This is a genomic window from Pseudomonas sp. NPDC089569 (assembly GCF_050280625.1).
In the GTDB taxonomy this organism is placed as follows: domain Bacteria; phylum Pseudomonadota; class Gammaproteobacteria; order Pseudomonadales; family Pseudomonadaceae; genus Aquipseudomonas.
This window is the reverse complement of sequence record NZ_JBNNVQ010000139.1, coordinates 1-12,594: the sequence shown is the minus strand read 5'-3', so window position 1 is coordinate 12,594 and position 12,594 is coordinate 1. Positions and strand designations below refer to the sequence as shown.

Below are 12,594 nucleotides of genomic sequence, written 5' to 3'. Positions count from 1 at the left end.
CGGCTCCAGTGCCGCCCGTGCCTGGTCGCTGGGCCCGAGCATCACTTGGGCGGCCTTCGATCTGGGTAGCGTCAAGGCGCGTATCCGGGGTGCCGACGCCAATGCCGAAGGTGCCCTGGCCACTTACGAACAACAGGTGTTGCTTGCGCTGGAAGAGTCGGAAAACGCCTTCAGCGATTACGGTAAACGCCAGCAGCGGCTGTTGTCGTTGATCAAGCAAAGCGAATCGAGTCGTGCGGCGGCAGACCTGGCGGCGATTCAATACAAGGAAGGTTCGGTCGATTATCTGGTGCTGCTCGACGCCGAGCGCGAGCGCTTGAATGCCGAGGATGCGCAGGCGCAAGGGGAGACCGATCAGTACCGGGGCATTGTCGCGATCTACAAAGCGCTCGGAGGAGGGTGGGACGCCGGTGGCAACAAGGTCGCAAGCAATTGATGCCGACGTGAAACCCTGCGCCATGCAGTGACGCACTGAACGGGCCGCTCGACCGATGAGGTCGAGCGCGCTCGACAGGTGACGTTGCAGAGTGAGCGGTGCATCCGTACCTGAAAGCGGATGACCACCCATCAGTTGGACCCCGCGCACGGAACGGGCCACTAGACTTCACAGGGGGGATGAAATCAACGCACCTCAATATCAGGAGATCTGTGATGAGCAGAAAATCTTGGCTGGCGTTGGTAGTGGCGGTAGGGACGATTTCAGGTTGTGCGAGCAGAACCGAAGTTGTCGATGTCCCCCTCGATGCTACCCCGCAAAACGCAATGCATATCGCAAGAGCCACCCTCAGTCCGGTGGGCAATCAAACCAGCATCTGGCTCACCGTCGGTGGCGTTCCCCATGACCTGGCCGTCTCCAGTCGCCTCGACACGGCCATCTATGCAGGTTCCTGCCAGCAGCTGGGCACACAACCGGCGTACAAGACCCATCAGGCCAACAGCGTCGACTACCCATCGCTGGCCCCGCGTACCCAGTACTGGGCCCAGGCGCCGGTGGCTCTGAGCGAACTGACCAAGGGTGACTATGCCTTGCTCGTTCGCACCAGTGCGGCGGACGGTAGCCGTCCTCTTTTCTGCGGCAACATCAGCGCTGGCTAAGGGTGTTCAGTGCAATACGTTCGAACCGTGGCCTGTGCAGTTTGTGCCAGGCCACGGTTGCGCTACTCAGGACACGGATACCGACATTCGCAGCGTCTTGATCAACAGACTGTACAAGCTGTCGACCGGCTTTGATCCGCGTGACGCGCGGCTGCGGTAAACAGCCACCTCCATCGGTTCGAGCGGGCCCAGTCCGTGTTCGGCGCCGAGAATCTCCAGATGATCCGGTGCACTGCATCGCGTCAGCACGGCGACGGCAATGCCGCTTTCGACGGCGGCTATCTGACCCGCCAGACTTGAACTGTTGTACACCACCTTGTACTGGCGCCCTTGCAGGGCCAGGGAGTTGATCGCGCATCGTCTGGCAAGGCTGCTGGCTTCGTAGGTCGCGATGGGAATCGGATCGCGTCGCCACACATCGAATTGCGGTGAACCCACCCAGACCATCGGCTCATGGAACAGCAGGGTGCCGCGTCGAGCATGGTCCCGCGACACCAGCGCCAGGTCGAGATCACCCTGCGCGACACGGGGGATCAGCGATGTCGATTGTTCGCAGTCCAGCTCGATTTCCACGCCGCCATGGCGCGGCGCAAAGCGTTTGAGCACGGGCGTCAGGTACCTGGCGGCATAGTCGTCGGGAACGCCCAGGCGAATGCGTCCGGTCAGTTCGTTTCCGGTGAAAGCCGTCTGGGCATCGGCATGCAGGTCCAGTATCCGTCGTGCATAGCCAAGCAGCACCTGGCCGTCGGGCGTCAACTGATGGTGACGGGCATCGCGCACCAGCAGTTGACGACCCACCGCGGCTTCTAGCTTTTTGAGCTGCATGCTCACGGCTGATTGGGAGCGATAGACCTCCGGTGCCGCGCTGGACAGCGAGCCGGTATCCACGACAGCCACGAAGCACTTGAGCCAGTCGATCTGCAGATCCTGAGGATTCATGAAATTCTCTGTATTCGATTAGCTAATACTATCTACAAATATTATGCGCTTTTCGGGTTTATCGACATGCGCAATAGTGTTCCTCGTGCGAAGGGAGTCCGGATGCACCCGCAATCCTTGTCTGCGCATCGGAGGTCTGCCTTGTCATCAGTTGAAGCGTCGTTGTCCGAATTGAAGTCCCATGAGGTATGGGAGGGCTTCAAGAAGCTCGTGCCCATTTCGTTTTTTGTCATCGTCTTCGGGGTGGCTTTTGGTCTGGCTGCCGTGCAGACGGGGCTCGGCGAATCGTCGATTGTCGCCATGAGCGCCTTGGTGTTTGCCGGCGCCGCACAGTTTGCAGCCCTCAAGTTGTGGGGCGAGCACGTACCTCTGGTTGCGCTGATCATCACCGTATTTGCCATCAACGCCAGGCACCTGCTGATGGGCGCGACCCTGTATCCGTGGCTGCGCGAACTGCCGCGTGCCAAGCGTTACGGCGTGATGCTGGTGGTGTCGGACGCGAACTGGGCGATGTCGATGCAGGCGTTCAGCCGCGGCGAGCCCGGCCTGGGGCTGCTATTGGGCGGGGGGATCGCACTGTGGTCGGCGTGGGCGTTGGGCAGCTGGATGGGCATCCATTTCGGCAGCGCGATTCAGGACCCGGTCAGTTGGGGGCTGGACATGGTGATGGGGTGTTTCCTGCTCGCCATGGTGGTGGGCGGGCAGAAAAACCTGCGCATGCTGGTCATCTGGATCGTCGCGGCGGGTTCCTCGCTGTTGGCGTACCGGTTCCTGCCTGAAAACAGTCATGTGGTGGTCGGGGCAGTGGCGGGCGGTATTTTGGGCGCGGTATGGATGGAGAAGAAACATGAACATTGAAACCACAGGCCACGGCACGCTGGTCATTGTGCTGGTGATGGCCATCGTCACGCTCGCCACGCGCTGGGGCGGGGTTTTCGTGATGTCGTTCGTCCCCATCAGCCATCGCGTCCAACTGTTCATCGGCGCCATGTCCGGGTCTGTCCTGGTGGCACTGCTTGCACCCTTGGCGGTCACGGGCGACATCGGCGCACGAATGGCCCTGCTGACCACGGCAAGCGTCATGCTAATGATCAAAAAGCCCCTGCCGGCGATCACGGCCGGCATCGTTGCAGCGGCGTTGTTTCGGCAGCTGTGAATTCGCTATACGAAGCAAGACCGCCTTCGTCTTGTAGGAGCGAGGCTTGCCCGCGAAGGCGGCCTTAGGTCATGAGGTCCCGGTGAAATCGCCTTCGCCGGCAAGCCTGGCTCCTACAGCGAAGGCGTTTTCAGGGACACCGCACAACGCGAGGCCGCCTTCGTCTTATAGGAGCGAGGCTTGCCCGCGAAAGCGGCCTTGCGTCATGAGGTGCCGGTGAAATCGCCTTCGCCGGCAAGCCTGGCTCCTACAGCGAAGGCATTTTCATGGGCACCGCATGACGCAAGGCCGCCTTCACCCGCAAATCGGATCACCGCGCCTGGCCGTCGGAAAGATGGATGAAGGCTTGAACAGCGCAAAAAACAGGTATTTTTACCTATCCCCAAGCCCTCCAATACTTTGCACAATTGATCGGTTTACCGGGATGCCTGGCAATTTCGGTCACTGCAAGCTATCAAGTAATTAACCGCAGGTCGGGTAGTTCTGGATAACGAGTAGCAAAAAACTTGTTGTCCGTCGCATAGTTGGCACCTCGGCGAACAAAGCTGTTGAAAAAAGCCGCTATACACTTTAAATAAAAATAGACTGGCACATTGCTAGCACTCAGTAAATTTCGCCAGCTTTTGGCTCAGGGAACGCTGATGATTTTTCGTCCATTGACCGACTCCCCGCGGCAATCGAACGACTGCGACAGGATCGCCTCTCCACATCGGGGGACTGCCGATATTGTCGGCATGGCATGCGCCAGTCACGACAATACGATCGAACAACTGCTCGAATCAGCGCGAAACGGGTCCCATACAACGGCGTGGGCGGTCTATCGCACCGGTGAACAAATGCACCTTGTCGGGCAGGGCGACCCACAGGAGCAGTGGCCATCGAGCGTTGCCAATGAAGCATTCGAAGCCTTTTGCTCGGCTCGGCGCCTGCACCGTTGGCCGACCGGCAGAGGCGAAAGCGAGCTGGGCTGGCTGCTTGCGCCCATGGACGAGGCGATGCATCCGTCGCTCGCCGAACTCGCCCGCCACCTGGGCACCGAACTGCAGACCAATACCCTGGCCCGTGCGCAGATCACCCAGCGAGTGCTGTATGAAATCACCTACCTGGCCAGTTCGACCCGTGACCGCTCGGTGTTTCTGGTGGGGGTGCATCGGCTGCTGGCCAGCCTGATCGACGCGGAAAACTTCTATCTCGCGCTGTATGACCCGCACAGCGGCAAAATCGACTACCCGTATTACGTCGACGTCATCGATGTCGATGCCCTGGAGTCGGAGAACTACGAATACCTCGATCCAACGCACCTGTCGTTGACCGGCCAGGTGCTGACCTCGGGTCAGCCGCTGCTGATTGATTCTGCCGGCATTCTCGCGGCTCAGGCCGAAGGCCGTTTCTATTGCGTGGGCGATCGTCCGGAGTTCTGGATGGGCGCACCGCTGAAAAACGCATCGGACGATGTATTCGGCATGCTCGCGATGCAGGTCTACGACGTTTCCCGCACTTACAGCGCCGAAGACCGGGCATTGTTCCTGGTGGTGGCCCGTCACGTGGCCATGGCGCTGGACCGGATTCTGCACCGGGAGGACCTGGAACAGACGGTGACACGCCGTACCCTGGAGCTGTCGGCACTCAACGACGCATTGCGGCAGGAAGTGGCCGAGCGGCAGCGCGCCGAACATCTGCAGAGCGCGCTGTTCCAGATTGCCGAACTGTCCAGCCGGCCCGGCGACATGGCCGAGTTGTTCCAGACCCTGCATGGCATCGTCGGCGATCTGCTGTTCGCGCAGAACTTCTACATTGCACTGTTCGACGATGCGACCCGTGAAGTGACCTTTCCGTACTATGTCGATGAGCGGCAGACCACCTGCCCGCCGGCACGGCGTGGGCGCCGGGGGCTGACCGAGTACGTGATCCGGCAGCGTCGACCCTGCCTGATTGACGTCGCCGAAGCGGAGCGGCTGGCCGCCGAGGGTGAAATCGAAATTGCCCACGAGTCGGTCCGCTCCTATTCCTGGCTGGGCATTCCATTGTTCGATGGCGACGTGGTACGGGGCGTGCTCGCGGTGCAAAGCTATACCTCGCAGGTGAGCTACACCTTGCGTGACCAGGAATTGCTGACGTTCGTGTCGCGGCACATCGATACCGCGTTGTCGCGACGCACGGCCGCCGAAGCGATCCATGCCGCCAACCTCAAACTGGAGGCGCGGGTGCAGAGCCGCACCCGCGAGCTCGATCACGCCAATGCCAAGTTGCAACACGAAAACTCCCACGATGCGCTGACCGGGCTGCCCAATCGCACGTTCCTGCAACAGCGCCTCAACCTGGCCTGGTCGCGGTTCGACAGCGAAGGCGGGCACCTGGCGGTCATGTTCATCGACCTGGACCGTTTCAAAATGGTCAACGACAGCCTCGGCCACCATTTCGGCGACCTGTTGTTGATGCAGGCCGCCCAACGGTTACGCGCTTGCCTGCGCGAGACCGACATGCTGGCGCGCCTGGGGGGCGACGAGTTTTCGGTGCTGGCGCCCGAAGCGCCGCTGGACGTGCTGATCGAAATCGCCGAACGGATCCTGGTGGCGTTCGACTTGCCGTTTTTAATCAATGGCCATGAAGTGTTCTCGTCCTGCAGTATCGGCATTGTCAGTGCCGACAGTCAGTTCCATAACGAGGCCGCCGATTTGCTGCGCGATGCCGATGCGGCGATGTACCGGGTCAAGAGTGCAGGACGCGACAGCTATGCGGTGTTCAACCAGGAAGTGCGCCGCGAAGTCTCCGATCAGGTCGAGCGAGAAGGGGCCTTGCGCAACGCGCTCAAGCGTACCGACGAACTGCTGCCGTACTTCCAGCCCATTGTCAGCGTCGAAAACGGCGAACTGTTGGCCCTTGAAGCGTTGGTCCGCTGGCATCAGCCGGGCGGCCGGGTGATCGCGCCGGGGGCGTTCCTACCTGACTTCGAGGGCTTGCGCCTGATCGGTCGACTGGACCTGTACATGCTCAACAGCATCGCCGCGATCCTTGCACGGCCCGAGCATGCCAATTGGCCTGCGGTGCACGTCAACTGCTCCAGCTACAGCATGGCCCGTCCGGACTTTGCCAGTGATGTGCTTGCACTGTTGGCGCGCCATGGCGTCTCGCCGTCGCGCATCTGCCTTGAGTTGACCGAAGGTGCACTGGTCGCCGAGCCGGCGATCGCCCGGCGGACCATGCAACAGCTCGCCGACAACGGCATGTCGGTGGTGCTCGATGACTTCGGCGCAGGCTTCTCGTCCCTGAGCTACGTGCATCAATACCGATTCAGCGGCTTGAAGATCGACAAGTCATTCATGTTCGAACTGACCACCAGCCCGCGCAGTCGCGCGATCGTCCGGGCGATTGTGCGGATGGCCGAATCCCTGGACCTGAGCGTGGTGGCAGAGGGTGTCGAAGATGAGGCGACACTGGACCTACTGCGCGAAATGGGAGCGGGGCAGGCCCAGGGGTACTACTTTGCCAAGCCGATGGGGTTGGAGGCGTTGCTGGCCAGTTCGCTGCTTGATCGCTAATCAAGGCGATGGGTAAGGCTGCATCCACGCAATGTACGGACCTACTCGACGGTCGGCTCGTGTTGGAGCAACTACGCACTCTTGCATCCCAGTCGCTCCCGCAAACGCGGGACCGAGAAGTCCAGGAATCTGCGACTGTACGCCGGGTTCCCACACTCCGGTACCGTCGATCGACAACACGCTACGTCGCCCCGAGTGGGCGCTGCAGGTCACCCATCCCATGGAGTCGAGCATGAAGACGATAGAGCGCTCTGCCATTCTCGCGTTTGCATCCTTGGGTTTGATCTGGGGCAGCAATTTCATTTTCATGAAGTGGGCGGCAGCGCTGATCAGTCCGATTCAGATCGTGTTCCTGCGAGTGCTGTTCGGGTTCTTCCCGATCCTCGCGCTCGCACTCTATCGCGGCGTTCTGCGCAAGCAACACCTGCGTCACTGGCCGCATTTCCTGGTCATGTCGGTATTGGCGACGGCCTTGTATTACTACGCCTTCGCAAAGGGCACCGCGCTGCTCCCGTCCAGTGTCGCCGGCATGCTCAGCGGCGCCATTCCGCTTTTTACATTTGTGCTGACGACACTGTTTCTGAAGCAAGAGTCGATCAATGCCAGAAAAATCGTCGGCGTGGTACTGGGGTTCCTGGGGGTACTGCTGATCGCACGCCCTTGGAGCACCGGTGCAGGTGGGCTCGATTTGTGGGGTGTGGGCTATATGATCCTGGGGTCGCTCAGCCTCGGAAGCTCGTTCGTCTATGCTCGGCGCTTCATGTCCAATCTGGATATCACACCCCTCGCGTTGTCCACTTATCAGGTCGGATTGGCGCTCTTCATTCTCGCGGTGATGACACCCTTTTCGGGCTTGGGCAACATCGGTCAAAGTGGTGTCGCCCTGGCCGGGCTCGTCCTGGGCCTTGGCCTGACCGGCACCGGGGTCGCTTACGTCCTCTACTACTTTATCGTTCAGCGAATGGGAGCAGTACAAGCTTCGACAGTGACGTACCTGCCGCCAGTGGTGGCGCTGCTGATCGGGCTACTTGTAGGAGAGGCGCTGCGGGTGATGGATCTGATTGCCATGAGTGCAATTCTCGTTGGTGTGTATGTGATCCAGACGTCCACTGCGCAACGCGAGTAAACCTTGCTCGTGGCTCTGCACGCTCAATTGCTCCTAACATTTCCAGACCTCTTCGAAGGTCTCCTTTGGGCCGACTTTTGCCCATCGAGAACGTGTGCTTTCGGCCAGAAGCGGACATCGGCAAGCGACCGCACATCGGCCAGAAGGCGGCCGTGGACAGACGAGGGGAGAATGGGTGGCGTCGCCCCAGCTAAAGCCTGCCGCCATACTGTCTGCAAAGGGTTGCGTGTCCGGTGCGAGTCAGGCTCTTGTCGTTTCACGGAGTTGCAGATTCGACAGTAGGTACTAAAACGCACAGAGGCGAAGCGTGAGAACAGGCTACAATCTGCTGCATAGGCTATCGGCCCCGCGTTGGTGTCTGGCGCCGGGGAACGTAAATTTTCTTGCGCTCTTTGTCAGCGGCATCGATAAATAAAGAGGACATCAGGCGTGCACCGATGTCGAATGAATAGCTCAACCAGCGCAAAGGAGGTCAACGTGGCGAAGAATTTCTTGGACTTGAATACGAGCCCAGATCTGTTGCTTGCGCTCAAAGGGGCTGCGCAACATAAGCAGACGGCCGAAGAGATATTGGAACAGCGTGTATCGTTCGTTTATGGGTCTGTTGGCTCGAAGAACGGAATAACCCGCGAACAGGTTCGCAAGCTGATCTTTGAGCAGGAAGGAGTCGAAGGGGCGAAACGTTGATCCTCTTCGAGCTATGTGGTAACACCGAGCAAAATCCAGTCTACCAAGAACTGGAAGTCTCCAATGGCAATCGGCAGTACGACTTTTTGCGGTCTATAGTGGGTGCAGCATTGGCTGTGGACCGAGCGTTTCTGTCGAACCACATCATCAAGGCATTGAATTTTCATGCCATTACTTGTCTGCATACAAATGCAGGCGAGTACCGTCCTTGCCAAGTCGTCGTAGGCAACCATATGCCTCCTGAGCACTACCGTGTCGAGGCGCTCATGGACGATTTTGTGAACATAGTGAATAGGAGCTGGGAGCAAACCGACCCAGTGACGCTAACGGCATACGTGCTTTGGCGGTTAAACCACATTCACCCATTTATCAATGGCAACGGTCGAACAGCTAGGGCTGCCTGCTATTTCGTGTTGTGTGTGAAGTCCGGTAGCTGGCTACCAGGGACTACGATCCTTCCTGAGCTAATTTGTCGCAACCGGGATGAGTATGTCGATGCACTACAGCGAGTAGATGCGTCCCTACCTACAGGAAAGCTGGATCTAAGCCCACTGCATGATCTGTTAGTCCGGCTAATCACCGAGCAACTCAGTACTCAACAGCCCCCTGCAGATAAACCTCAGGATTAACCTCCGTAACACCTTGGTCGTTTCGCACGAGAAATACTCTGAAGGTATAGTCATGCCAGTCTGCTCGGAAAATTCTTTTCATGATGCTGAGCATGCAAAGTGTATGCCTACGGCACTACGCTAGCAGTATGTGGACACCCTGATTCACCAAAAAATGGACGTAACTAGGTAATGATGCAGAAGAATCCTACTTTTCGCGGAGCAGAACCAACTTGGGCGAATGCTTGTGTTGGTAATAACGGCCAGCCTGGCTATATAGACTACTCGCTAGGATTTTCTAAGGCTGCAAATATCCTGATAGATCAAGTCTTAAAAGATCATAGCATTCACCTCAGTGTAGATGAATTTGTTTATCCCGTTTGTTTTAATATGCGCCACTCTGTTGAGTTGCGGTTAAAAGGGGCAATTGAGGAAGTAGTCGAAATAGCAAAAATAAAAAACATAAACTTGCAATTTAACGCATCTGGCTCGCACGACATCTATTTGATATGGAATTATTTCAAAGTGCACTCCGAGTCAATCGACGAAAGATATAAGGAGATCAATAAAAAAATCGAACCAATTATTTTGGATATTGCACAAATAGATCCAACTGGGCAGACCTTTCGCTACCCAGTCAGCACCACATCACAAAAGCACTTAACTGATGTTTCATTGATAAATTTTCGCATATTGAAGCTGCAGTTTAATGAGTTAGAAAAAAATCTAGACGATTTGCATAAGCTAAATAACTGGCTCAACATCGAATATAAACAAGGAACGTTCACATCGAAACTAAACCGATCACAAATATTCAAAATTGCAAAACAACTTCCTCGCATGGAAAAATGGCGAGAACCTGAATTTACAGAAATTAAGAGACGATTGCAGCTGCAATATTCTTTAAGTGGTAAGGATTTCTCTAGAGTGGTAGATGTTATAAAGTGCCACTATAACCTCGCTCCGCTGGTAGGCGATCCGCTACCAATAAAGGGGCTTAATGAAGCTCAATTATTGAACTTTATTGATGAGTGGATAAGCGAAAATCCTAATGTAAAAAAGGCATACAACTACGGCGACTATGCAGAGATAGAAGTAGAAAATTCTGACCTTCTTGCCAGAATCTTAACCAGAAGAGAGGGGCGAAGCCGTGTGTGGGATGTTTTGATAGACGATATTTCAGCAAGTTATGTTGCAGGAATTGAGTCATTATTTTATTTTGCCAGAGATAAAGAATTTGTTGAGTATTACAACACTATCTATGAAATTCACACGAGAGAAGCAAATATTCAAATAAAACGTAATGCGGACTTGAAAGATGAACTGATGCATATATTCAATAAGCAGAATGCGGCAGATAACATCTTGATGTCCCTGTTCGCTTTGGGCCATGTCAAATTGGCAGAGGCTATCATTGCCAAATATGATCTAGAACATTCGTTTCGCTGGCTCAAAGACGCACGATCAGGACGTCTATTTTTATATCCGGATTATGCGCAGTATTAGAGCGCAAGAACAAACATGGGTGGAGCCAAATTCACGTGGCGTGCTTCAGCAGTGAAAATGATTCACCTCTAGTTCTATAGACGTCGTTGAAAGACTGCTTTTGATCGGCTGCAGTCCTTCGCGACATGCCGCTTTTGTCTAAAAGATGCCAATTGCAATCCCCAAAAACTATTAATGCTTCAATAAGCATTTGCTATAGGTTAATCTTAAAGCATTTTAACGAACTGCTATTTAAGGTGATCGGCATGGTCTCTATTGAGAAATATCACGGAATGAAATGGGTCTCATCTTCTTCGGAAGCTTTAGAATTTGATGGGGTTATTTCGCCACAGCAATATTTAGATTTTGCCAAGCGCGATATCAACGAGATGGATGGGCTTCGCAGCTTAGCAAATGCTGTTTCAAATGCTAAACGATCTTTGCATTTACAATCCGAACTACTATCTGATGCTCTTGGTATTAAATCAATAATGCCTAAGGGGTAGATATCCTTTCCTAAAAGAATTGGTTTTCTTAGAGATTGCGGAATTGTTGGTGGGGTAATATTAAATAAGCTTAATGGTATTAGAAATACTGTGGAGCATGACTACGTAGTCCCTGAGGCGTCTGTAGTACAAGACTTTATTGACGTGGTCGATTTGTTTTTTGCAGCATCGGAAAGGTTAATTAGAAACTTTCCATCCATGGCAGATATAACATATGAACACTGCTTGGATAACGCCCCTAGGGTAGACGTTTTGCTATTTCCTCCAGGTGAAGGGCAAATATATTTGTACTCTCACCAAACTGACAAAGCGATAAGGGAGGAGCTTCGAAGCATGGATGTTGATGAGTGGCAGAAAAAACATTCAATCAATATTACACCGCAGCATCAGGAGTATTATGGTTGGGTAAGGTGGCTGGTTAACGCGCACATTTGATTAAGCATCATTAGAATGTCTTCTTGTATTGGTGCGTGCCAAAAGTTATTTTTGGCATTCTCCATCTATTGATAAGCAAAGCGCGACAAAAAACATCCCCCTCATTAGAGGGGGGTAAACATGGTGCTCAGCTCAAGTTAACATCCTTTTATAAAGTCGCTCAATAGTCATCAGCTAGCATTGATGTTTTGGGAGGCGTCCACGTTTGGCTCGGCGGCCGAGTAGGTTATTGGTTTTTTTAGCTGTTTCTCAATTGATTTCAAAGTAATATTCAAGGTTTTCAATTCTTTTACAAGATTGGGGCCATAGCCGTGCTCGGTCGAGTCAGAAGTCTGGAATATTCTTATATCAAGAGTTGAGCTCGATTGAAGTCTTTTTGAAAATAGTCCATTGGAACGTGTTCTATAGCAAAAAGTATCGATGCAAATTGGCTCATCCCCTAAGTATTTATATATTCCACCATATTGCCCCCATGAGATTGAAAGACGCTGTCCTGGCGCTAAAAAAGGAATACCGTTAGCGATTGGTCCGGATTGCATTTGGTCGGGCATTTTTTCTGGGACAGGTATGGAAAAAGCATTTTGTGGTAAGGGGCGGCTGGGTTTAAAAAAAACACCGTGGGCTGCACCTCTGCCGATATTTTCAATAATGAGGTTTACTATAGATTGCCTTTGAAGATCCGGCTGTGCATATACAATCACTGCCGGATCCGTTGCGGAGCGGAAAACAGCGTATGTGACAATTGCAGTGGCCACAGCAATCACAGCCATAAATATTGAGATCCAGCTTGCAAGATCCATAAGCGTTTCCTCCATAGTAAATGCCCTATCACGAAGCGTGATGCCATTTTCAGCATGATCATACGTGCAGAAGGAATTCCGCTCGATATTTATTCACGATCTTGACCTGACTTGCTACAACATTGAGAAAATATCTAAACAACCGCAATTGCCGTTAGCGGACGTCACGAACGGCGACCGTTGGACGTCAGCGGTCGCTTGCCGATAGCCGCTTTTGG

12 protein-coding genes are annotated in these 12,594 nt (G+C 54.4%); 10 read left to right on the top strand and 2 right to left on the bottom strand.

Annotated features, from left to right (window positions below):
• Positions 1-436 (top strand): TolC family protein (locus ACQKP2_RS29705; protein WP_427581859.1); only part of this gene is annotated, 436 nt, incomplete at its 5' end.
• Positions 437-651: 215 nt separating this feature from the next.
• Positions 652-1,095: a hypothetical protein gene (locus ACQKP2_RS29700; RefSeq protein ID WP_427581858.1), complete on the top strand. Its 444-nt coding sequence runs from the start codon at positions 652-654 to the stop codon at positions 1,093-1,095.
• Between the two features lie 66 nt (positions 1,096-1,161).
• Here the strand turns inward: ACQKP2_RS29700 and ACQKP2_RS29695 are convergent, their stop codons facing one another.
• Complete coding sequence (locus ACQKP2_RS29695; protein WP_427581856.1) at positions 1,162-2,034, bottom strand: LysR family transcriptional regulator; 873 nt, start codon at positions 2,032-2,034, stop codon at positions 1,162-1,164.
• Positions 2,035-2,175: 141 nt separating this feature from the next.
• Here ACQKP2_RS29695 and ACQKP2_RS29690 point away from each other — a divergent pair, with 141 nt between their 5' ends.
• The 8 genes from ACQKP2_RS29690 (at position 2,176) to ACQKP2_RS29655 (ending at position 11,141) form a co-directional block, all read left to right on the top strand.
• A complete protein-coding gene (locus tag ACQKP2_RS29690) occupies positions 2,176-2,892 on the top strand; it encodes an AzlC family ABC transporter permease (RefSeq protein ID WP_427581855.1) in 717 nt (238 codons plus the stop codon).
• Positions 2,882-3,190 carry an AzlD family protein gene (locus ACQKP2_RS29685; protein WP_427581853.1) on the top strand — a complete coding sequence of 103 codons (309 nt, stop codon included), beginning with the start codon at positions 2,882-2,884 and terminating at the stop codon, positions 3,188-3,190. The genes ACQKP2_RS29690 and ACQKP2_RS29685 overlap by 11 nt, the downstream gene beginning before the upstream one ends.
• A 641-nt stretch (positions 3,191-3,831) precedes the next feature.
• Positions 3,832-6,729 (top strand): sensor domain-containing phosphodiesterase, encoded by a 2,898-nt coding sequence (locus tag ACQKP2_RS29680; protein WP_427581852.1) that lies wholly within the window; start codon positions 3,832-3,834, stop codon positions 6,727-6,729.
• 232 nt (positions 6,730-6,961) lie between these two features.
• Positions 6,962-7,855: a DMT family transporter gene (locus ACQKP2_RS29675; protein WP_427581850.1), complete on the top strand. Its 894-nt coding sequence runs from the start codon at positions 6,962-6,964 to the stop codon at positions 7,853-7,855.
• A 477-nt stretch (positions 7,856-8,332) separates the two neighbouring features.
• A complete protein-coding gene (locus ACQKP2_RS29670; protein ID WP_427581849.1) occupies positions 8,333-8,542 on the top strand; it encodes a hypothetical protein in 210 nt (69 codons plus the stop codon).
• A gap of 98 nt (positions 8,543-8,640) precedes the next feature.
• The gene (locus ACQKP2_RS29665; protein ID WP_427581860.1) at positions 8,641-9,171 is read left to right on the top strand and encodes a Fic family protein; all 531 of its coding nucleotides are present in this window, start codon (positions 8,641-8,643) and stop codon (positions 9,169-9,171) included.
• Positions 9,172-9,342: 171 nt separating this feature from the next.
• Complete coding sequence (locus ACQKP2_RS29660; RefSeq protein WP_427581847.1) at positions 9,343-10,656, top strand: hypothetical protein; 1,314 nt, start codon at positions 9,343-9,345, stop codon at positions 10,654-10,656.
• A gap of 245 nt (positions 10,657-10,901) precedes the next feature.
• On the top strand, positions 10,902-11,141 hold the full coding sequence (locus ACQKP2_RS29655) for a hypothetical protein (protein ID WP_427581845.1): 240 nt from the start codon (positions 10,902-10,904) through the stop codon (positions 11,139-11,141).
• Positions 11,142-11,746: 605 nt separating this feature from the next.
• On the opposite strand, the gene ACQKP2_RS29650 is transcribed toward ACQKP2_RS29655, so the two are convergent.
• Complete coding sequence (locus tag ACQKP2_RS29650; RefSeq protein WP_427581844.1) at positions 11,747-12,376, bottom strand: hypothetical protein; 630 nt, start codon at positions 12,374-12,376, stop codon at positions 11,747-11,749.
• Positions 12,377-12,594: the final 218 nt, after the last annotated feature.

Bases quoted from the DNA above. Each gene is read 5' to 3' on its own strand.
- ACQKP2_RS29700 (WP_427581858.1), top strand. From the start codon at position 652: ATGAGCAGAAAATCTTGGCTGGCGTTGGTAGTGGCGGTAGGGACGATT.
- ACQKP2_RS29695 (WP_427581856.1), bottom strand. From the start codon at position 2,034: ATGAATCCTCAGGATCTGCAGATCGACTGGCTCAAGTGCTTCGTGGCT.
- ACQKP2_RS29685 (WP_427581853.1), top strand. From the start codon at position 2,882: ATGAACATTGAAACCACAGGCCACGGCACGCTGGTCATTGTGCTGGTG.
- ACQKP2_RS29680 (WP_427581852.1), top strand. From the start codon at position 3,832: ATGATTTTTCGTCCATTGACCGACTCCCCGCGGCAATCGAACGACTGC.
- ACQKP2_RS29675 (WP_427581850.1), top strand. From the start codon at position 6,962: ATGAAGACGATAGAGCGCTCTGCCATTCTCGCGTTTGCATCCTTGGGT.
- ACQKP2_RS29660 (WP_427581847.1), top strand. From the start codon at position 9,343: ATGATGCAGAAGAATCCTACTTTTCGCGGAGCAGAACCAACTTGGGCG.
- ACQKP2_RS29655 (WP_427581845.1), top strand. From the start codon at position 10,902: ATGGTCTCTATTGAGAAATATCACGGAATGAAATGGGTCTCATCTTCT.
- ACQKP2_RS29650 (WP_427581844.1), bottom strand. From the start codon at position 12,376: ATGGATCTTGCAAGCTGGATCTCAATATTTATGGCTGTGATTGCTGTG.